18 protein-coding genes are annotated in these 20,849 nt (G+C 64.0%); 7 read left to right on the top strand and 11 right to left on the bottom strand.

Features of this window, described 5'->3' with window-relative positions:
* Positions 1-16 precede the first annotated feature (16 nt).
* Positions 17-505, top strand: a complete 489-nt coding sequence (locus ACMUJL_RS12770; RefSeq protein ID WP_375573694.1) for an ureidoglycolate lyase — start codon at positions 17-19, stop codon at positions 503-505.
* A 58-nt stretch (positions 506-563) separates the two neighbouring features.
* Positions 564-1,913, top strand: coding sequence for a uracil-xanthine permease family protein (locus tag ACMUJL_RS12765; protein WP_068290939.1), 1,350 nt, complete (start codon positions 564-566; stop codon positions 1,911-1,913).
* Positions 1,914-1,962: 49 nt separating this feature from the next.
* On the opposite strand, the gene ACMUJL_RS12760 is transcribed toward ACMUJL_RS12765, so the two are convergent.
* The 3 genes from ACMUJL_RS12760 to ACMUJL_RS12750 are packed head-to-tail and all read right to left on the bottom strand — an operon-like array spanning position 1,963 to position 5,858.
* Positions 1,963-3,108: an iron-containing alcohol dehydrogenase gene (locus tag ACMUJL_RS12760; RefSeq protein WP_375573696.1), complete on the bottom strand. Its 1,146-nt coding sequence runs from the start codon at positions 3,106-3,108 to the stop codon at positions 1,963-1,965.
* Complete coding sequence (locus tag ACMUJL_RS12755) at positions 3,105-4,478, bottom strand: aldehyde dehydrogenase family protein (protein ID WP_375573905.1); 1,374 nt, start codon at positions 4,476-4,478, stop codon at positions 3,105-3,107. The genes ACMUJL_RS12760 and ACMUJL_RS12755 overlap by 4 nt, the downstream gene beginning before the upstream one ends.
* A gap of 15 nt (positions 4,479-4,493) precedes the next feature.
* Positions 4,494-5,858 (bottom strand): glutamine synthetase family protein, encoded by a 1,365-nt coding sequence (locus ACMUJL_RS12750; RefSeq protein WP_416914301.1) that lies wholly within the window; start codon positions 5,856-5,858, stop codon positions 4,494-4,496.
* Between the two features lie 162 nt (positions 5,859-6,020).
* Here ACMUJL_RS12750 and ACMUJL_RS12745 point away from each other — a divergent pair, with 162 nt between their 5' ends.
* Positions 6,021-7,373 (top strand): aminotransferase class III-fold pyridoxal phosphate-dependent enzyme, encoded by a 1,353-nt coding sequence (locus tag ACMUJL_RS12745; RefSeq protein WP_416914300.1) that lies wholly within the window; start codon positions 6,021-6,023, stop codon positions 7,371-7,373.
* Positions 7,374-7,455: 82 nt separating this feature from the next.
* Here ACMUJL_RS12745 and ACMUJL_RS12740 read toward each other — a convergent pair whose 3' ends face one another.
* Both ACMUJL_RS12740 and ACMUJL_RS12735 read right to left on the bottom strand, forming a co-directional pair.
* On the bottom strand, positions 7,456-8,964 hold the full coding sequence (locus ACMUJL_RS12740) for an alanine/glycine:cation symporter family protein (RefSeq protein WP_375573907.1): 1,509 nt from the start codon (positions 8,962-8,964) through the stop codon (positions 7,456-7,458).
* Between the two features lie 64 nt (positions 8,965-9,028).
* Positions 9,029-9,463 (bottom strand): universal stress protein, encoded by a 435-nt coding sequence (locus tag ACMUJL_RS12735; RefSeq protein ID WP_068290932.1) that lies wholly within the window; start codon positions 9,461-9,463, stop codon positions 9,029-9,031.
* Between the two features lie 362 nt (positions 9,464-9,825).
* Between ACMUJL_RS12735 and ACMUJL_RS12730 the strand changes: the two genes are divergently transcribed.
* The gene (locus ACMUJL_RS12730; RefSeq protein ID WP_068290930.1) at positions 9,826-11,601 is read left to right on the top strand and encodes a SulP family inorganic anion transporter; all 1,776 of its coding nucleotides are present in this window, start codon (positions 9,826-9,828) and stop codon (positions 11,599-11,601) included.
* Positions 11,602-11,654: 53 nt separating this feature from the next.
* On the top strand, positions 11,655-12,368 hold the full coding sequence (locus ACMUJL_RS12725; RefSeq protein WP_416914299.1) for a 2-dehydro-3-deoxygalactonokinase: 714 nt from the start codon (positions 11,655-11,657) through the stop codon (positions 12,366-12,368).
* Between the two features lie 66 nt (positions 12,369-12,434).
* On the opposite strand, the gene ACMUJL_RS12720 is transcribed toward ACMUJL_RS12725, so the two are convergent.
* The 4 genes from ACMUJL_RS12720 to ACMUJL_RS12705 are packed head-to-tail and all read right to left on the bottom strand — an operon-like array spanning position 12,435 to position 16,365.
* Positions 12,435-13,361 carry a metal ABC transporter permease gene (locus ACMUJL_RS12720; RefSeq protein WP_375573703.1) on the bottom strand — a complete coding sequence of 309 codons (927 nt, stop codon included), beginning with the start codon at positions 13,359-13,361 and terminating at the stop codon, positions 12,435-12,437.
* Positions 13,361-14,563, bottom strand: a complete 1,203-nt coding sequence (locus tag ACMUJL_RS12715) for a metal ABC transporter permease (protein WP_375573705.1) — start codon at positions 14,561-14,563, stop codon at positions 13,361-13,363. The genes ACMUJL_RS12720 and ACMUJL_RS12715 overlap by 1 nt, the downstream gene beginning before the upstream one ends.
* A gap of 10 nt (positions 14,564-14,573) precedes the next feature.
* A complete protein-coding gene (locus ACMUJL_RS12710; protein WP_375573707.1) occupies positions 14,574-15,386 on the bottom strand; it encodes a metal ABC transporter ATP-binding protein in 813 nt (270 codons plus the stop codon).
* Between the two features lie 16 nt (positions 15,387-15,402).
* Positions 15,403-16,365 carry a metal ABC transporter solute-binding protein, Zn/Mn family gene (locus ACMUJL_RS12705; RefSeq protein WP_375573709.1) on the bottom strand — a complete coding sequence of 321 codons (963 nt, stop codon included), beginning with the start codon at positions 16,363-16,365 and terminating at the stop codon, positions 15,403-15,405.
* A gap of 189 nt (positions 16,366-16,554) precedes the next feature.
* Here ACMUJL_RS12705 and deoC point away from each other — a divergent pair, with 189 nt between their 5' ends.
* Both deoC and ACMUJL_RS12695 read left to right on the top strand, forming a co-directional pair.
* Positions 16,555-17,556: a deoxyribose-phosphate aldolase gene (gene deoC / locus ACMUJL_RS12700; protein ID WP_375573711.1), complete on the top strand. Its 1,002-nt coding sequence runs from the start codon at positions 16,555-16,557 to the stop codon at positions 17,554-17,556.
* A 43-nt stretch (positions 17,557-17,599) separates the two neighbouring features.
* The gene (locus ACMUJL_RS12695; protein WP_416914298.1) at positions 17,600-19,951 is read left to right on the top strand and encodes an aldehyde dehydrogenase family protein; all 2,352 of its coding nucleotides are present in this window, start codon (positions 17,600-17,602) and stop codon (positions 19,949-19,951) included.
* A 2-nt stretch (positions 19,952-19,953) separates the two neighbouring features.
* Here ACMUJL_RS12695 and rlmH read toward each other — a convergent pair whose 3' ends face one another.
* Together rlmH and rsfS are read right to left on the bottom strand one after the other, a co-directional pair.
* Positions 19,954-20,424, bottom strand: coding sequence for a 23S rRNA (pseudouridine(1915)-N(3))-methyltransferase RlmH (rlmH, locus tag ACMUJL_RS12690; protein WP_375573713.1), 471 nt, complete (start codon positions 20,422-20,424; stop codon positions 19,954-19,956).
* Positions 20,424-20,801, bottom strand: a complete 378-nt coding sequence (rsfS, locus tag ACMUJL_RS12685) for a ribosome silencing factor (RefSeq protein WP_068290926.1) — start codon at positions 20,799-20,801, stop codon at positions 20,424-20,426. The genes rlmH and rsfS overlap by 1 nt, the downstream gene beginning before the upstream one ends.
* Positions 20,802-20,849: the final 48 nt, after the last annotated feature.

The following is a 20,849-nucleotide window of genomic DNA, read 5'->3' as shown; positions in this document are numbered from 1 at the left end:
GCCACAGGAGGCCCATATGCAGACCACGATCACGGCCCGCCCCCTGACCGCGCAGGATTTCGCGTCATACGGTGACGTATTGCAGGCGGACGGTCAGCCCGACCGGATCATCAACAAGGGATACTGTGGCCGTTGGCATGACCGCGCAGCGCTGGATTTCGGCCCCGAGGGGCGCGCCGGCATCAGCGTCTTCAAGGCCGAGCCCCGCAGCCTGCCCTATACCCTCGATCTGCTGGAGCGACACCCCGAAGGATCGCAGGCCTTCATCCCGATGAGCATGACCGAATGGCTGGTGATCGTGGCCGATGATGACGCGGGCCAGCCGGGCCGGATCGCCGCCTTCATCGCCGCCCCCGGCCAAGGCATCAACCTGCATCGCGGCACATGGCATGGCGTGCTGACCCCGCTGCACGCACCCGGCCTGTTCGCCGTCATCGACCGGATCGGCGCCACGCCGAACCTACAGGAATTCCCGCTTGAGGTGCCTCGCACCATCACGCGCTGAACAGCAAGGCCCCGCCAAGAGGGCCAATCCACCTACACACCAAAAGGAGACTTCAGGGATGGCTGACACCTCGCTGGGTACCGCAGAAGAATTGCGCGACCCCAACTATACACCCGCACTGGCCAAGGCCGTGCCGCTGGGTATCCAGCATGTGCTGGCGATGTTCGTGTCGAACGTCACACCGGCGATCATCGTCGCGGGCGCGGCAGGCTTCGGCTTTGGCTCGAACTCGCCCGATTTTCCGAACATGATCTACATGATCCAGATGTCGATGCTGTTCGCCGGCATCGCCACGCTGTTCCAGACCATCGGCTTTGGCCCCGTGGGTGCGCGACTGCCCATCGTGCAGGGCACATCCTTCGCCTTTCTGCCGGTCATGATCCCCGCCGTGGCAGGCCAGGGCACCGCCGGGCTGGCCGGTCTGATGACCGGCATCATTATCGGCGGTCTGTTCCACACCTTCCTTGGCACTTTCATCGGGCGGCTGCGCTTTGCCCTGCCACCGCTGGTCACCGGCCTGATCGTGCTGATGATCGGTCTCGCGCTGGTCAAGGTCGGCATCCAGTATGCCGCAGGTGGCGTGCCGCTCTTGGGCAAGCCCGAATTCGGCTCGCTGGCCATGTGGACACCCGCACTTGTGGTGATCGTGGTCACCCTCGCGCTCAAGTTCTTCACGCGCGGGATGATGTCGGTCGCCGCTGTCCTGATAGGCCTGATCGCGGGCTACGCCGTGGCCTATGCGATGGGACAAGTGAATTTCGGAAACGTGGCGCGCGCCTCGATGTTCGAATTCCCGACACCGTTCAAATGGGGGGTCGAGTTCAACACCGCCATCATCATCGGCATGTGCTTCATGGCCGTGATCTCGGCCATCGAAACGGTGGGCGACGTGTCGGGCATCTGCAAGGGCGGCGCCGGGCGTGAAGCGACCGATACCGAAATCCAGGGCGCGACCTATGCCGACGGGATCGGCACGGCCGTGGCGGGTATCTTCGGCGGATTGCCCAACACATCCTTCAGCCAGAACGTCGGCCTGATCAGCATGACCGGCGTCATGAGCCGCCATGTCGTGACCATCGGCGCAATCTTCCTGATCCTTTGCGGCCTTGTGCCCAAATTCGGGGCCATCATCGCGACCGTGCCGATCAACGTGCTGGGCGGCGGTGTGATCGTGATGTTCGGCATGGTCTGCGCGGCAGGCGTGAACATGCTGTCGGATGTCACGTGGAACCGCCGCAACATGGTGATCTTCGCCGTGTCGCTGTCCGTGGGGCTGGGCCTGCAGCTGGAACCGACCGCGCTGCAACATCTGCCAAAGACGCTTCAGATCCTGCTGACCTCGGGCCTTCTGCCTGCTGCGGGCCTGTCGATCATCCTCAACCTCGTGTTGCCGGAAGACGTCGAATAAAGGAACGTGACCGGGGGCGCAAAACACGCGCCTCCGTTTTTCCCACGGGTCAGAGGCAATCCTCAAGCAGCTTGCGGGTGTTCGCCGCCGTCATCTCGACCGGGTTGCCGCCGGTGCTGGGGTCTTGCAGGGCCGATGCGGTCAGCGCGGCCAGATCGGGGTTCGTGACGCCCAGAGCGGTCAGATTGGCGGGAATGCCCAGAGTGGTGTTCAACTCACCGACAAAGGCAAAAAACCCGTCGAACCCACCCTCGATACCAAGATAGGCTGCCGCCTGCGCGATCCGCCCCTCGATCGCGGCGCGGTTGAAGCGCAGCACGGGCTGCATCACCACCGCATTCGTGGTGCCGTGATGCGTATTATGCACCGCCCCGATCGGATGGCTGAGCGCATGGATCGCACCAAGCCCCTTCTGAAAGGCGACTGCACCCATCGCCGCTGCCGCCATCATCTGGCCCCGCGCCTCGATATCCGTGCCATCCGCATAGGCGCGCGGCAGGAAGTCCTTGACCAGTCGCATCCCCTCCAGCGCGATGCCTGCGCTCATCGGATGGAAATGCGGCGAACAATATGCCTCAAGACAATGGGCGAAAGCATCCATGCCGGTGCCCGCCGTGATCGCCTTCGGCATCCCCACGGTCAGTTCGGGATCGCAGATCACGACCGTTGGCAGGATCTTGGGGTGAAAGATGATCTTTTTCTCATGCGTGACCGAATTGGTCAGGACAGAGGCGCGGCCCACCTCGGACCCGGTGCCTGCTGTTGTCGGCACGGCCACGATGGGTGCGATCCCGGCAGGATCGGCGCGGGTCCACCAGTCGCCGATATCCTCGTAATCCCAGACCGGGCGGGTTTGTCCGGCCATGAAGGCCACCGCCTTGCCCAAATCAAGGCCCGACCCGCCGCCAAAGGCGATGACCCCGTCATGCCCGCCCGCCTTGTAGGCGGCAACACCGGCGGCTAGGTTGATCTCGGTCGGGTTCGGATCGACATCCGCAAACATCGCCCGGCCCAGACCGGCGGCATCCATCAGGTCCAGTGCAGCGGCGGTAATGGGCAGGCTGGCCAGCCCCTTGTCGGTCACAAGCAGGGGTTTCTTGATACCTGCCGCAGCACAGGCCTCGGCCAGTTCGGCGATACGGCCCGCACCAAAGCGGATGGCAGTCGGATAGGACCAGTTGGCACGCAGGGTCATTGCTGTTTCCTCAGGTGGTATGATTTCGGGCGGGTCAGGTTGTGATAGCCGATCACCGACAGCCCGCCGCCGCGTCCGGTATCCTTGCAGCCTGTCCAGCACAAGCTGGGGTCAAGGTAATCGGCGCGGTTCAGGAACACCGTGCCGGTTTCGATCTGCGCGCCCAAGCGTTCGGCGCGGTCTACGTCAGCGGTCCAGAGCGATGCAGTCAATCCATAGTCGCTGTCGTTCATCAGGCGCAGCGCCTCGGCATCATCCTTGACCGGCATGATGCCGACCACGGGTCCGAAACTTTCCTCGCGCATGACACGCATGGAATGATCCACGTTCACAAGGATCTGCGGCATCAGATAGGCGCCACCGTCCTGCGGGAAGAGCGCGGGATCAATCAGGGCCTTCGCACCCGCTGCCACGGCCTCGGCGGTCTGGGCGCGGACCAGATCGGCAAAGCGTACTTGCGCCATCGGTCCAAGCGTGGTCTCCGCCTCCAGCGGATTGCCCAGCGTGTAGCCGGACACCAGCGCCACCGACTTTTCCACGAAAGCGTCGAACAGGCTTTCGTGCACATAGATCCGTTCGATCCCGCAACAGCACTGACCCGAGTTGAACATCGCCGCATCCATCAGCGTGTCCACGGCAGCGTCCAGATCGGCATCCTCCATCACATAGCCGGGGTCCTTGCCACCCAGTTCCAGCCCCAGCCCCGTGAATGTGCCCGCCGCCGCGCGTTCAATGGCGCGCCCACCCTCGACCGACCCGGTGAAATTCACGAAATCAAAGGCGCGCGCGCCGATCAGGGCGGATGTGGTCGCGTGATCCAGAACGATGTTCTGGAACACATCGGACGGTATGCCTGCGGCGTGAAACGCTTCGGCCATGCGCTCACCCACTTTCAGGGTTTGGGCCGCATGTTTCAGCACCACCGTATTGCCCGCGATCAGCGCGGGGGCGACGGTGTTGATGGCCGTCATGTAGGGATAGTTCCACGGCGCGATCACCAGAACCACGCCATGCGCCTCGCGCGCGATGTGGCGGCGGAAGGCGGCGCTGTCTTCCAGAACGATCGGGGCAAGGGCGGTCTGCGCGATCTCGGCCATGTATTGCGCACGCTCGTTGAAGCCGCGAAATTCACCACCATAGCGCACGGGCCGGCCCATCTGATGCGCAAGTTCGGGCACGATCACGTCATTCATCGCACCCACCTGGTCCACCGCCTTCAGCACCAGCGCGATCCGCTCTGACAAGGGGCGTGCAGCCCAGGCTTTTTGCGCGGCGCGGGCGCGCGCGGCGGCGGCATGTGCAGCATCCAATGACAGCGCAGGCCGTTCGACATAGACCGATCCGTCGATCGGCGAGATACATCTGATCATGTTGGTCATCCGGGGTCAGGCCCTCTCAAAGCCACGGGCGATTTCGTAATCGGTCACCACGCGGTCGAAGTCTTCGATCTCCCACAGGGCGGCGCGGGTGTAGTGGTCGATCACATCATCGCCCATCGCGGCCCGCAGCATTTTCGAATGGCGCAGCGTGTCCACCGCATCGCGCAGGGTCTTGGGTATCTCTCCCCCCTGCGCCGCCTGGTAGATGTCGCCCGTGGTCGGACGCTGCAGGTCAAGCCCTTCCTCGATCCCGGCCAGACCGGCGGCCAGCATGGCGGCCATCGCCACATAGGGGTTCATGTCCGAACCGGGGATGCGGCATTCCACGCGGATCGCCTTGCTGCCCTCGCCGCACAGGCGGAAGCCTGCGGTCCGGTTGTCCACCGACCAGACCGTCTTGGTCGGCGCGAATGTCGCCTTGGAGAACCGTTTGTAGCTGTTGATATAGGGGGCCATGAACACGGTCATGTCGGGCGCGTAGCGGATCAGTCCGGCCATGTATTTGCGCATCAGATCGGACATGCCGAATTCGGCGTCTGGGTCAAAGAAGGCGTTTGCGCCATCCTTCCAGAGCGATTGATGCACATGGGATGAACTTCCCACGCGGTCCTGATGCCATTTCGGCAAAAAGCTGGCCGCGTGCCCCTGCTGATCCGCGATCTCCTTGGCGGCATGCTTGGCGATGGTGTGGTGATCGGCCGTGTCCATCGCGGGCGCATAGCGGATGTTCAGCTCTTCCTGCCCCGCTTCGGCCTCGCCCTTGGAGTTTTCGACCGGGATGCCTGCCGCATGAAGATGGTTGCGCAGGGGCCGCATCACATGTTCTTCGCGGCTGGTCTGAAGGATGCTGTAATCCTCGTTGTAGTCGCTGATGGGTTCCAGGTCACGGAAACCAGATGCCGCGATCTGCTTGAAGGACCGGGCGAACAGGAAAAACTCCAGCTCTGTCGCCATGATCGGGGTCAGGCCCAGTGCCTCGACGCGCCGGATCTGCCGCTTCAGCATGGCGCGGGGCGAATGGGAAATCTCGTTATGGCCATGATGATCCATGATGTCGCACAGGACCATCACCGTACCTTCAAGCCAGGGAACAGGGCGGATCGTGCCAAGATCGGGCTTCATGGTGTAATCGCCGTAACCCGCCTGCCAACTGGTCGAGGCATAGCCGTCAGGTGTGGCCATCGCCAGATCCGTTGCCAGCAGGTAGTTGCAGCAATGCGTTTCCTGCCAGGCGCTGTCCACGAAATGCTGCGCCACGAACCGCTTTCCCTGCAACCGGCCCTGCATGTCGACGATGCAGGCCAACACCGTGTCGACAGTGCCCCCGGCCACGGCGGATTTCAGCCCCTCGAATTTCATCAATCCCGCCATGGCATGCCCTTTCCCCATATCCTTCGCGGCAAAGCCTGTGCCATGGTCTTGAAGCTGTCAACGATGCTTCTGGCTGTCACCTTGCTGTCTATGGACAGTTGCGCAGGGCGGTGCCAGATTTGATCAAATCATTCTCACGCTGCAACTCGGAGGGCTGCGCCCATGAAAGACGACAACTTCCTGAAAGAGAACAATGCCCGCCATCTGTGGCATCCGATGGGTCACCCCGGCGACCTGCAGAACAACACCCCCACGATCATCAAGGGGGCCGAGGGCGTGCATATCGTCGACATCGACGGCCACAAGGTCGTGGATGCCGTCGGCGGGCTGTGGTGCGTGAACCTTGGTTACTCTAACGATGCGGTCAAGGATGCCATCGCCAGGCAGCTTTACGATCTGCCCTATTACTCGGCCTTTGGCGGTACAACCAACCCGACCGCGATCGAAGCCTCCTACATGGTGCGCGAATTCTTCGAAGCCGACGGCATGGTGCGCGCCTTCTTCACCTCGGGTGGGTCGGATTCGGTGGAAACCTGCCTGCGGTTGTCGCGTCAGTATCACCGCCTGCGCGGAGAGCCGACACGGACCAAGTTTCTCAGCCTCAAGAAAGGCTACCACGGCACCCATTTCGGCGGGGCATCGGTGAATGGCAACAACCGCTTCCGCCTGAATTACGAGCCGATGCTGCCGGGCTGCTTCCACCTGCCCAGCCCCTATACCTATCGCAACCCGTTCAACGAGTCGGATGGCGCGAAACTGGCCCAGAACATCGCCGCCGCGATGGAGGACGAGATCGCATTCCAGGGGGCCAACACCATCGCGGCCTTCATCATGGAACCGATCCAGGGCGCCGGCGGCGTGATCGTGCCGCACGAAAGCTTCATGAAACTGATGCGCGACATCTGTGACCGCCACGGCATCCTGATGATCTCGGACGAGGTGATCACCGGGTTCGGACGCACCGGCGATGCATCGGGCGCGCGGCATTGGGGTGTGCAACCCGACATGATGAGCACGGCCAAGGGCATCACCTCGGGCTATTTCCCGGTTGGCGCCACGCTGGTGAACCAGAAGGTCGCGGATGTCTTCGAAAAGGACACCACGGGCGAAGGCGCGATTTTCCACGGCTACACCTATTCGGCCCATCCCGTGGGCGCTGCCGCCGTGATCGCCTGCCTGACCGAAACGCAGCGCCTGAACACCGCCGCCAATGCCGGGCCGCGCGGGACGCAGCTTTACGAGGGCGTTCTGAAACTGGCCGAAAAGTATGACATCATCGGTGATGTGCGCGGCGGACACGGGTTGATGACCGGCATCGAACTGGTCAGCGACAAGGCCGCGAAGACGCCCATGGACACGCCCACCATGAAGCGCATTCACAAGACCGCCTACCAGGCGGGCGCGATGGTGCGGTTGGGGATGCACAACATCCTGATGTCACCCCCCCTGACCATCACCGAAGCCGAGGTGAACACGATTCTGTCCGCCCTGGATGCCGGTTTCGCGGCGGCCTGATCAACGGCGCGGATCACACGAACAAGGCCAGGGTCATACCCTGGCCTTTTGCACTCGTTACCGAACAACCGATAAAGAACAGTCACTTGAACCGCCTTATCTCTCCTGAGTTAAGGCGCCGCAGATAGCTTTCAAGCTCGCGCTTCACGATCGGCATCAAGAAGTAGAGACCCGCGATATTGACCACGGCCATGGCAAAGATCGCCGCATCCGAAAAGTCGATCACCGGTCCAAGGCTGGCCGCCGCGCCGATCACGATGAAAACGCAGAAGATCACCTTGAAGGTCAGTTCCTGCACCTGCCCTTCGCCGAACATGAAGGTCCAGGCCTTCAGCCCGTAGTAGGACCAGCTGAGCATGGTCGAGAAGGCGAACAGCACCACCGCGACCACCAGGATGTAGGGGAACCACGAAAAGGCGGATTCGAACGCCGCCGAGGTCAGCCCGACGCCCGTCGCGCCGGTTGCCGTCGTCACCTGCCCGGCCTCGTTGATCACGTAAAGCCCGGTTTCGGGGTCCGTCACCAACTGGCCCGTGATGATGATCACCAGTGCCGTCATGGTGCAGATCACCACCGTGTCGATGAACGGCTCGAGCAGCGACACGAAACCTTCGGTGATCGGCTCTTTCGTGCGCACCGCCGAATGGGCGATGGCCGCAGACCCGACGCCGGCCTCGTTGGAAAAGGCCGCCCGGCGGAAGCCCTGGATCAATGCGCCGATGACGCCACCCACGATCCCGTTGCCGGTAAAGGCCCCGTTGAAGATCTGGCCGAAGGCGGAACCGACCATATCGGCGTTCATCAGGATGATGACCAAGGCGGTGCCGACATAGAGAACCCCCATGAATGGCACGACCTTTTCGGTCACACGCGCGATCGACTTGATCCCGCCCACGATCACCGCAAAGACGATCGCCGCAAAGACGACCCCCGTGATCCAGCCGGGATATTCACCGAACACGCCGGACAGCTGCTGATGCGCCTGGTTCGCCTGGAACATGTTGCCGCCACCCAGCGCACCCAGCACGCAGAAGATGGAAAACAGCACCGCAAGGAACTTGCCCCCCGGCAGGCCGCGTTCCGCAAAGCCCTTGGTCAGGTAGTACATCGGCCCGCCAGACACCCGCCCGTCTGGGTATTCGTTGCGGTATTTCACACCCAATGTGCATTCGGTGAACTTGGATGCCATCCCCAGAAGACCCGCAAGGATCATCCAGAAGGTCGCGCCCGCGCCACCGATGCTGACCGCCACCGCGACACCCGCGATATTGCCCAGACCGACCGTGCCCGACAGCGCCGTGGCAAGCGCCTGGAAATGGCTGACCTCGCCTGCATCGTCGGGGTCCGAGTATTTGCCGCTGACAAGGGCCAGCGAATGGCCAATCACCCGGAACTGGATGAACCCGAAATAAAGGGTGAAAACGGTTGCCGCCACCACCAGCCAGACCACGATCCACGCGATCGATGTGCCGGGGATCGAAGCAAAGATGAAACTGACAAACCAGCCGGTGGAATCGGCAAAGATCTGGTTGACTGTCTCGTCGATCGTTTGCGCGCGCGCGGGCACCGACGAAAGGAACATGGCTGCCATGGCAGCAAGAACGGCCTGCGCCGTTGAAAGGGAAATCCGTGTCATCTGTTTCTCCTGTCGCTGCTCATGGCACGATGGTGCAGGGCACCGGCGACGCCTGGGCAAGATGCCCCGCAACCGACCCGAAGATCCGGCTGCCCAAGGTCGTGTGACCATTGCGACCGATCACGATCTGCACCGCCCCCAGTTCCGTGGCGATGTTGCAGATCGTCTCGGCGATATGCCCGTAACGGATCTTGCTTTCGGCCTCGATGCCTTGCGCCCGGACCTTTTCCAGCACCGGCGCAATGAGGGCTTTCTCGGCGCGCTCCAGCTCTTCTGTGCGGCGTTTGTGCCGCTCCTCCAGTTCACTGGGGGTCAGGAACGAATAGGGCGACCACTCCAGCACGTGAACCAGAACGACGGTGCCGCCCTGAAGCTTGACCCGGCCCATGGCAAAGTCGAGCGCCCTGTCGGACGCCGCGCTGCCGTCGTAGCCGACGATGAGTTTTGCAGACATCTGTCCCTCCTGCTTGTTGATCCAGCGGGGTATATCTATCGAAAGATACCGCGTCAGTTTAGCGCAGCGCGCCCTTGCAACCTATAAGTGGAGTTCCTGTAATCCCGGAAATCACAGCCTATCCGCCCGTGCTTTTCCAAAATCACAGGTCAATCGACCTTGACGACGAAGACCGGCGAAAACTTTTTCCTTGGCCTGACCGGCTTTCAGCCAGCGGAAAGGACCCGCAGGCATCCGGCCTGCGCAGCGGACGTGATGAACGGCAGGATACGCACAAGGGCGGTTGAAATTCACATTCAGAACATAATATATGACTGCACAGCCCGATATCCGGGCAGATCAAACGCAGGGATGGCGCTGTCATGTCAAGATTTCCGACCCGGCATCGCCCGCAATCACGCTGGGCACACCATCCTGTCGCAAGATACTTTCCCATCCTGCAATGGGCCGGCAGCTATGACCGGGACAGCCTGACATCGGATGCGGTGGCCGCCGTGATCGTGACGATCATGCTGATCCCGCAATCGCTGGCCTATGCCCTGCTGGCCGGCCTGCCCGCTGAAATGGGGCTGTACGCTTCGATCCTGCCGCTTGTGGCCTATGCGATTTTCGGCACCAGCCGCGCCCTGGCGGTCGGCCCGGTTGCCGTGATCTCGCTGATGACGGCGGCGGCTGTCGGCAACATGGCGCTGGAGGGGACGGCCGAATATGCCATGGCGGCCATCACGCTGGCCTTCATGTCGGGGCTGATCCTGACCCTGATGGGCCTGTTCCGCCTGGGCTTTCTGGCGAATTTCCTGTCCCATCCGGTGATCGCGGGGTTCATCACCGCCTCGGGCCTGCTGATCGCGGCCAGCCAGATCGGCACCATCCTGGGGATCGGCGGCGGCGGGCATTCGCTGGTCGAATTGCTGCACAACCTGGCCGGCAAGCTGGACCAGATGAACGCGATTACACTGGTCATCGGCGTCACGACCACGGCTTTCCTGTTCTGGGTCCGCAAGGGGCTGAAGCCCCTGCTGATCCGATCAGGCCTGCGCCCCCGGCCGGCCGATCTGTTGGCCAAGGCCGGTCCGGTGGCCGCAGTGGCGGTGACGACCCTTGCCACCTGGGCCCTGGGACTTGCTGACAGGGGCGTTGCCATCGTCGGCACGATCCCGAGCGGCTTTCCACCCTTCACCCTGCCCGGTTTCGGCATGGATATCTGGGGGCAGCTGTTCGTCTCGGCGCTGCTGATCTCGGTGATCGGGTTTGTCGAATCCGTCTCGGTCGCGCAAACGCTGGCCGCGCGCAAACGCCAGCGGATCGACCCGGATCAGGAACTTGTCGGACTTGGCACAGCCAATATCGCCTCGGCCCTGTCAGGCGGCTACCCGGTGACCGGGGGTTTCGCCCGGTCCGTGGTGAACTACGACGCAGGCGCAGAAACCCCCGCCGCGGGCGCCTTTACCGCCATCGGCATCATGCTGGCGGCCCTGATGCTGACGCCGCTGCTGCATTTCCTGCCCAAGGCCACGCTGGCGGCGACGATCATCGTGGCCGTGCTCAGCCTTGTGGACCTCAGCATCCTGAAACGCAGCTGGGATTATTCGCGCATCGATTTCGCCGCTGTCGCGACCACGATCGCCATTACCTTGGGCCTTGGTGTCGAAATGGGTGTGTCCGCTGGCGTGATCCTGTCGCTGGCCCTGTTTCTCTACAAGACATCGCGCCCGCATGTGGCCGAAGTGGGCCTGGTTCCCGGCACCCAGCATTTCCGCAATATCCTGCGGCACGACGTCGAAACACATCCCGCGCTGGTGACCCTCAGGATCGACGAAAGCCTCTATTTCGCCAATGCCCGCTTCCTCGAGGATTACGTGACCGCAAGGGTCAGCTGCGACCAGCCGATCCGCCATGTGATCCTGATGTGCTCGGCCGTGAACGAGATCGACATGTCGGCGCTGGAAAGCCTTGAGGCGATCAACGCCCGCCTGCGCGACATGGGGATCAAGCTGCACCTGTCCGAGGTGAAAGGCCCGGTGATGGACCGGCTGAAGCGCAGTCATTTCCTTGATGATCTGACAGGGCAGGTCTTTCTATCGCAATATGATGCGATGGTCGCCCTTGCACCGAAGGTCATGCGCGGGCAGGTGTAGCGCCGCTTGGGCGCGGATTGACGCCTTGGCGCGACGCGCCTATCTCGGGGCGCATGACACAGGATTTCTGGATCGCCATCGCGCAGGACGACCATGGCGCGGAAGGCTGGCGCTTTGACGGGGCGCAGCCGATTGACCACGCTTGCGGAGCAACCGCGCAGGATGTGTTGACCGGGCTGGCGCAAACCGCACCGCCCATGATCGTGCAGGACGGCCAAGACGTGCAGCCGGTTCCGGCCCCGGCCCTACCCGTGGCCATGCCGATGACGGATCTGGCGCAAGCACGGCCACAGGGGCTTTTGCCGGCCACCGACCGCCTGCGGATCGCCGGGGTCCTGTCCACGCGCCCCAACTGGGATGGTGTGATCTGCCTGCCGGGGCAGGAGGCCACCCATTGGTGCCAGATCAGCGCGAACGAAGTTGTCAGCTTTCAATCCGCCCTGACGCCACGCCTGGCACGGGCGATGGGGGCGGCAGACCTGGCCGATGCAGAGGCGCTGGCCGATACGATGTCGCGGCCCGAACGCCTGTCCCTGCATTTGCGCAGCGCTTCGCTGATGGATGATCGGCAGGCGATGGCCGCGCATCTGCTGGGGGCCGAACTGGCGGCCATGCGGGCCTACTGGCTGGGTCAGCGTGTGATCGTGGTGGCGATGAACGCCCTTTATCCCGATGCACTTGGCGCGCAAGGCGTACCCGTCGAACGCGTCACGCCCAAGGACGCGACCTGCGCGGGCCTGGTTGCGTTGCGGGGACAATCCCGCTGACCAAGGCGCGTGCCGAGAGGGCGGATGCGCTCCGCGCGGGGATATTTGCAGCAAGAAGAAACAGGCTCAGCCCTGTCTTGCGAGGCCTGCGGGGTGACGCCGCGGCCCGGCCAGCATGGTGACACCCAGGATCAGGCCGGACACCGTCGCGATCATGCCCGCCGCGCTAACCGAATTTTCAAAACCCAGCCAGAGCGGGCCGTACCCTGCCGCAACATAGCCCAGCACCGCCGAGAGGATGGCGAAGGCAATGCTCCATCCGACCTGTGCGCCCAATCGGTCCGTCATCATCCGCGCACTGGCGGGCGGGCAGATGAACATAGCGATTACGATGATCGACCCCACCGCATCGAAGGCCGCGACGGCCGCAAGTGCTGCCAGCATCACAAGCCCCAAGCCAATGGCACGCACCGGCAGGCCAAGCGTGGCGGCGAAGCCTTCGTCAAATGTTGCAATCGCAAGCGGGCGCCACATCAGCCACAGCGCCAGACCCACGATCAGCAACGCCAAGGCCATGCGCGGCAATTCGGACGGCAGCCCCGCCAGGGCGACGGGATCGACAAGCGAGGCCCAGCCGGTCGCGTCCAGCCAGATCAGGCTTTCGAGATTACCGTAAAGCGCGTGCTCCACGTCAAGATGGACGCCGCTGGTATCCGACTGTTCCAGCAGCAGCACCCCGGCCGCGAAAAGACTGGTGAAGACCACGCCCATCGCCGCGCCCGCCTCGATCCGGGCCGTGCGGCGCACTCCCTCGATCAGGACGACGGCCAGAAGGGCCGCACCTGCGGCCCCCAGCAGCATCGGCAGGGTGGCGATCGTCCCCGTCAGGAGGAAGGCAATGACGATACCGGGCAGCACCACATGGCTGATGGCGTCCCCGATCAGCGCCTGGCGGCGCAGCAGCAGGAAATTGCCCGGCAGCGCGCAGGTAACGGCAGCCAGGATCCCGATCAGCAGCGGCGGCAGCGACAAGGCGACGAATTCGGCACCCATCAGGACACACCTCTCGGACGTGGCAGATGTCGGTCCAGTTCCGCGATCTGGTCCGGGGTCAGCACCGTTTCGATCCGGGTCAGCGCGTCATAGCGGCTGGCGCTGAGACCATGGGCGGGATCCGCCCGCAGGGCCGCCCAGCGCGCCTCGTCCAGCAGGGCCTTGGCGGCAGCGGCACGACCCGCATCGGTGGGCACGCCATCGGCACGGGCCAATCCTTCGCGCCGCAACAGCGCCAGCGTGAAGGGTTCATGGATCGTCTGGCCAACGGCCAGCGCCAGCAAACCCTGGCGACGGTGCACGCGGCGGCGGAACCGCATCTGCCGCCGGATCAGCGCAAGCCCACCACGCGCGGGGGCAAGGATCATCGACAGGGCGAACAGCACGAAACTGGCCAGCACGATGATCGGACCTGTCGGCAGCGCAGGGGCCGTGGCCGACACGGCCGCACCCACATAGGCCGACAACCCGCCGACCACCCCGGCCAGGGCAACCATGCGCAGCGCATGATCGGTCCACAGCCGCGCGGTCACGGGCGGGATGATCAGCAGCGCCACGATCAGGATCAGGCCCACCGTGGTGATGCCCAGCACCGTGACCGCCATCACAAGCCCCATCATCGCAAGGTCGATGCGCCCGACATTGGTGCCGCTGACCGCCGCATAATCTGGATCGAACCCCACGACCAGCATGGGTCGCCGCAGCAGCAGGACCAGCAGCAGCACGACGGCGCCCCCTGCGGCGATCACCAGCGCATCGGACTGCAACATGCCCGCGGTCGATCCCAGCAGCACGGTATCAAGCCCGGCCTGGCGCCCGGCATTCATCGACTGGATCACCGTCAGAAGAACGATTCCCGCCCCGAAGAAGACCGACAGGACCGCGCCGATGGCCGCATCCTCGCTCAGCCGGGTGCGGCGCATCATGCAGGCGATCAGCAGCAGACCAAGCCCCGAGGACAACGCCGCCCCAAGCAGAAGACCCGGCAGGAAACGGCCATCGCCACCCATGGCGACCATCACGATGAAGGCCAGCCCGATACCGGGCAGGGTGGCGTGGGACACCGCATCCGAAACCAGCGCGCGTTTGCGCAGGAAGAGGAAGCTGCCGGTCACCCCCGCCGCGATGCCAAGCAGGGTTGCCCCCAGCGCCACGAGGGTGGCGTTGTAACCCAGTTGCAGCGTGAGGGCCTGCCAGATCATCGCGAGAAGCTCATCCTGTCAGTGTCCCGCCGGCCAGCTGCGCCTCGCCCAGTCGCCCGCCATAGGCGCGTTGCAGGTTCTCGCCGGTAAACACATCGGCCACGGGCCCTGCGGCAATAGCGCGGGTGTTGATCAGGAACAGGTGATCGAAATAGGCGCGCACCGTGGACAGGTCATGATGCACGGCCACGATGCTGCGTCCTTCGGCCTGAAGCTCTTTCAGGACGCCGATGATCGCCTTTTCGGTGGCCGCATCCACCCCGGCAAAGGGTTCATCCAGCAGATAGAGGTCGGCCTGCTGCACAAGCGCACGGGCCAGGAAGACGCGTTGCTGCTGTCCACCGGACAACTGGCCGATCTGGCGCGTCGCGAAATCCTGCATCCCGACACGGGCCAGACAGGCGCGGGCGCGGTCCAGATGCTCGGGGCGAACCCGGCGCAGCAGGCCAAGCTCGCGATGCAGCCCCATCAGGACGACATCGATTACCCGGGCGGGAAAGTCCCAATCCACGCTGGCGCGTTGCGGCACATAGGCAATGCGGTCCCGGGCCCGCGACAAGGCAAGGCCGAACAGCCGCACCTCGCCGGACAGCGGCTTGACCAGCCCCAGAACCGCCTTGAGCAGTGTCGATTTCCCCGCGCCATTCGGCCCGACGATCGCGGTCATCGTGCCCTGTGCCACCGTCATGTCGACCGAAAAGACAGCCGGCTTTTCACCATAGGCCACGGTCAGGCCCGCCACAGACAGCGCAGGCGGCGGCGCCTGAACGCCCTCGTTGCGAGGGGCAGCCTGCACCAGGTTGACGTCCTTGATGGCTACCATGATCGCCGCTTTCGCATCAGAGCCCCGCACTCAGGCGGCCGTCCATGCCGCGCGCGGGCACATCGCCGCCCAGCGCCCCGGCGATGGTGGTGATGTTATGGTCGATCATGCCAAGATACGTGCCTTCATAGGTGCCATCAGGCCCCATGGCATCGGAAAAGACCTCTCCGCCGACGCGCACATCATGGCCACGCGCGGCAGCGCCTTCGATCAGCGCCCGGATGTTGCGGTCGGACACCGAGGTCTCGACGAAGACCGCCCCGACCTTGCGCGCGACCAGAAGATCCACCAGTTCCCCGATACGGTTCAAGCCAGCCTCCGACTCGGTCGAGATGCCCTGGATCCCCAGCACTTCGAAACCATGACGGCGACCGAAATAGCCAAAGGCGTCATGCGCCGTCAGCAGGATGCGCGCCTCGGCCGGGACAGAGGACAGGCTGCGCGCCGCGTAATCCGAAAGGCGCGTCAGGTCGGCCAGATTCGCCTCGGCATTCGCGGCAAACGTCGCTTCGGCTTCGGGGCGGATGGCGACCAGCGCATCGCGCACGGCCAGCACCACGTGTTTCCACAGGTCGGGATCCATCCAGACATGCGGATCAAAGCGACCCTCGTAATCGGGATGCGCGATGCGCTCGGCTTCGGGCACCGCTTCACCGGCGGCTACGACGGTGCGGGTCCGGCCAAGATCCAGCAGGACCCCCTCAAGCTGCGCTTCAAGATAAAGTCCATGCCACAGCACCAGATCGGCGCGCGTCATGGCCACGATGTCGCTGCGGGTCTGTCGATAGGAGTGTGGGTCCACACCGGGCCCCATCAGCGCCTTGACCGCCACAAGGTCGCCGCCAACCTGACGGGCAGCATCGGCAATCATGCCGGTCGTGGCAACGACATTCAGCGGCGCACCCTGCGCCGAGACGGCGCCGGGAATGGCAAAGGTTGCAGCAAGAACAGTCAGCAGGTGGCGTCGGTTCAGGATCATCAGGGGACCTTGTCAACGTGGATGGATGGAATTCACTCACATGTCGAAGATATTGAGAACGGTTCGCAACTTTGTCAATGATATTGCGAATTATTCGCAAAACAAATGCGCGTGATCGGGCATCAGGCTGTTGCTTGCCTCGGATTGAGGCACGTGCAAGGCTGCGCCAACCGACGCCACGAGCCAAAGATGCAACAGACGCCCAACCCGACACGGAACAGACAGTTGCCGCAGACGCTGCCCGCGTCAGAGCCGCGCAATCCCGGCATGGAGCTGGATATGGACTGGGTGCGTGCGGCGCAGGCCAACCGGTCCGCCATCGAACGGCGCGCCGCCAGCCTTGGCACGCGGAGGTCCGTCAAGAAGGATCATCAGGCGGCCTGGCTGCTCAAGGCGATCACCTGTATCGACCTGACCACGCTGGCGGGCGACGATACCGAAGGCCGGGTCGCGCGGCTCTGCGCCAAGGCGCGCCAGCCTGTCCGCCCCGATCTGCTCGAGGCGCTGGGCATGCCCGACATCACCGTGGGCGCGGTCTGCGTCTATCACGAGATGGTGCCAGCCGCCGTCCACGCGCTTGCCGGAAGCGGGATACCCGTGGCGGCCGTGTCCACGGGCTTTCCGGCGGGACTGTCCCCGTTTCATCTGCGGCTGGCCGAAATCGGCGAAAGCGTGGCAGCCGGCGCGGCGGAAATCGACATCGTCATTTCGCGCAGGCATGTCCTGACCGGCAACTGGCAAGCGCTCTATGACGAGATGCGCCAGATGCGCGCGGCCTGCGGCGATGCCCATGTCAAGGCGATCCTGGCAACCGGAGAGCTGGGAAGCCTGCGCAACGTGGCCCGCGCCAGCCTTGTCTGCATGATGGCCGGGGCCGATTTCATCAAGACATCCACGGGCAAGGAAGCGATCAACGCGACCCTGCCTGTCAGCCTGGTGATGATCCGCGCCATTCGCGAATACCATGAACGCACCGGGATCAGGATCGGCTACAAACCTGCGGGCGGGATTTCCAAGGCCAAGGATGCGCTGGTCTACCTGAGCCTGATGAAAGAGGAACTGGGCACCCGCTGGATGCAACCCGATCTGTTCCGCTTTGGCGCATCCAGCCTGCTGGGCGATATCGAACGGCAGTTGGAACATAACGTGACCGGCGCCTATTCGGCGGCCTGGCGGCATCCGCTGGCCTGATCCGGCGAGGGTGCGACTTGAGTATTTGGGGAACGATGAAGGCATGAGCGTCAAGGATATCTTCCAAACGATGGACTACGGAACCGCGCCTGAATCCGCGGCGGATGCATTGGCCTGGCTGGTCGATCAGGGTGACCGTTTCGGCCATTTCATCGGCGGCGCCTTTACTGCCCCCGGCCATGGGTTCGACAGCCGCAACCCCGCCACGGACGAGGTTCTGGCGACCCTGACCCAGGCCACACAGGGCGATGTGGATGATGCCGTTGCCGCTGCCCGCCGCGCACAGCCCCGCTGGGAGAAACTGGGCGGCCACGGTCGCGCCCGCCATCTCTATGCGCTGGCACGTCTGGTGCAGAAGCATGCCCGGCTGTTCGCGGTACTGGAAACCCTGGACAACGGCAAACCCATCCGCGAGGCCCGCGATATCGACATACCGCTGGTGCATCGGCATTTCTATTTCCACGCCGGGCTTGCACAGCTGATGGACAGCGAAATGCCCGACCGTCAGGCACTGGGGGTCTGCGGGCAGATCATTCCGTGGAATTTCCCGCTGCTCATGCTGGCGTGGAAAGTGGCCCCCGCCCTGGCCGCAGGCAATACCGTGGTGCTGAAACCGGCGGAACAGACCTCGCTGACGGCCCTGCTGTTTGCCGATATCTGCCGTCAGGCGGGTCTGCCCAGGGGCGTGGTGAACATCGTCACGGGCGATGGCGCCGTGGGCGAGATGATCGTGACCCACCCCGGCATCGACAAGATCGCCTTTACCGGCTCGACCGAGGTGGGCCGCCGGATACGGCAGGCCACGGCAGGCAGCGGCAAGGCGCTGACCTTGGAACTGGGGGGGAAATCCCCCTACATCGTGTTCGATGACGCAGACATGGATTCAGCCATCGAAGGGCTGGTGGATGCGATCTGGTTCAACCAGGGCCAGGTCTGTTGCGCGGGCTCGCGCCTGCTGGTGCAGGAAGGTGTGGCCGACCGTTTCCACACCAGGCTGCGCGCGCGCATGGACAAGCTGCGCATCGGCAACCCGCTGGACAAGAGCATCGACATCGGTGCGATGGTCAGCCCCGAACAGCTTGCCCGTGTCCGAGCCTTGGTCGATGGCTGCGAAGGCGGGCTGGTGCACCGCAGCAACGCCACCCTGCCCGACAGCGGCTGCTTCTATCCGCCCACGCTGATCACGGGGCTGGCGACCGCATCGCCCCTGATGCAGGAAGAGATCTTCGGCCCTGTCCTTGTCTCGACCACCTTCCGCACGCCATCCGAGGCGGTGGAGCTGGCCAACAACACCCGCTACGGGCTGGCCGCAAGCCTGTGGTCCGAGAATGTGAACCTTGCCTTGGATGTGGCCCCGAAATTGGCGGCCGGCGTGATCTGGGTCAACGGCACCAACATGTTCGACGCCGCCGCCCCTTTCGGCGGCATGCGCGAAAGCGGCTTTGGCCGCGAAGGTGGATGGGAAGGGCTGTCGGCCTACACCAGGGCGCGCGGCAAGCCCAAGGCACTGGCGCGTATCACGCCATTCGAGGGCAAGGCAGGCGACACGGGCCCCGAAGGCATCGACCGGACGCCCAAGCTTTATATCGGTGGCAAGCAGGCCCGCCCCGATGGCGGCTATTCCCGCACCATTCATGCAAGGTCGGGCCGCGCCCAGGGGCAAGTGCCTGTCGCTGGCCGCAAGGACATCCGCAACGCGGTCGAAGCCGCGCGCGGTGCGGCAGGCTGGTCCGCGACGACAGGTCATATGCGGGCGCAGATCCTTTATTACATCGCGGAAAACCTGTCCGCCCGCGCGCCGGAATTCGCGGCCACGCTGGACGCGATGCAAGGCGGCAAAGGCGGAAAGGCCGAGGTCGAGGCCAGCATCCGCCGCCTGTTCACCTATGCGGCATGGGCCGACAAGTACGACGGCCGCGTCAAGGGCGTGCCCCTGCGCGGCGTCGCCATGGCCATGCCCGCACCCCTCGGTGTGATCGCCGCGATCTGCCCTGATGACGCCCCCTTGCTGGGCCTTGTGTCCTTGATGGGTCCGGCCATCGCGATGGGCAACCGGGCGGTACTGGTCGCATCCGAGGCCTTTCCATTGGCGGCCACCGATTTCTACCAGATCCTCGACACATCGGACGTGCCGGGCGGGGTGGTCAATATCCTGACCGGCAACCATGCCGATCTGGCCCCGACACTGGCCGCGCATATGGATGTGGACGCGGTATGGTGCTTTTCATCCACACCCTTGTCGGAGCCTGTCGAGGCGGCCAGCGCCGGCAACCTCAAACGGACGTGGGTCAATGATGGAATGGCCCGCGACTGGATGGGGACCGCAGGCGAAGGCCACATCTTCCTGGAGCAGTCGACCGAGATCAAGACGATCTGGGTGCCCTACGGCGAATGATCTCAGACCCGGTGGTAGGGCGACCCCGCAAGGATCGAAGCCGCGCGGTATAACTGCTCGGCCAGCATGACGCGCACCAGCATATGCGGCCAGACCATCTTGCCGAAGGACAGGCTTGCGTCGGCGCGCGCCCGCAAATCTGGCGCGATGCCGTCCGCGCCGCCGATGATCAGCGCCAGATCACCGCGCCCCGCGTCACGCCATCCCGCCAGCTTGTCGGCAAAGTCGGGCGAGGACATGACCGCGCCGCGCTCGTCCAGGGTGCAGACCAGCGCACCGGCCGGAATGGCCCGGTCCAGCAGCACCGCTTCGGCCGCCATGCCGCCACCCTTCTTGTCCTCGACCTCATGCAGCAGCACCGGGCCAAGGCCAAGCGCCCGCCCGGTTCGGTCGAACCGTGTCATGTAATCCTCGAACAACGCGCGTTCCGGGCCGGTCCGCAACCGGCCCACCGCGCAGACATGCACCCGCATCAGACCGTCGAGGAGGCCGCGGGTTTCGTGGCGCCGCCGGGCATCCACATCTTCTCAAGCTGGTAGAACTCGCGCACTTCGGGGCGGAACACGTGGACGATCACGTCGCCCGTGTCGATCAGCACCCAATCGCCGGTTTCCTTGCCTTCGATCCGGCTGAGCCGCCCGTAGGTCTGCTTGAGGTCATCGACCAGCTTTTCCGCGATTGCGGATACCTGCCGCGAGGAACGACCCGAGCAGATGATCATGTAATCGCCAATGGCCGTCTTGCCGCGCAGGTCGATCTGCACGATGTCTTCGGCCTTGTCGTCTTCAAGCTGGTTGAGGATATGCGCCAGAAGCTCTTCGCTTGTGACTTGTGCCGGTGCCGTTGTCATTGCTGCACCGACGGGAACGGCAGAAGCCGCTTCAAAGTTGAGTGACAG

The organism is Seohaeicola sp., assembly GCF_048006315.1.
Lineage (GTDB): Bacteria > Pseudomonadota > Alphaproteobacteria > Rhodobacterales > Rhodobacteraceae > Seohaeicola.
This window is presented reverse-complemented; position numbering and strand designations above follow the sequence as displayed.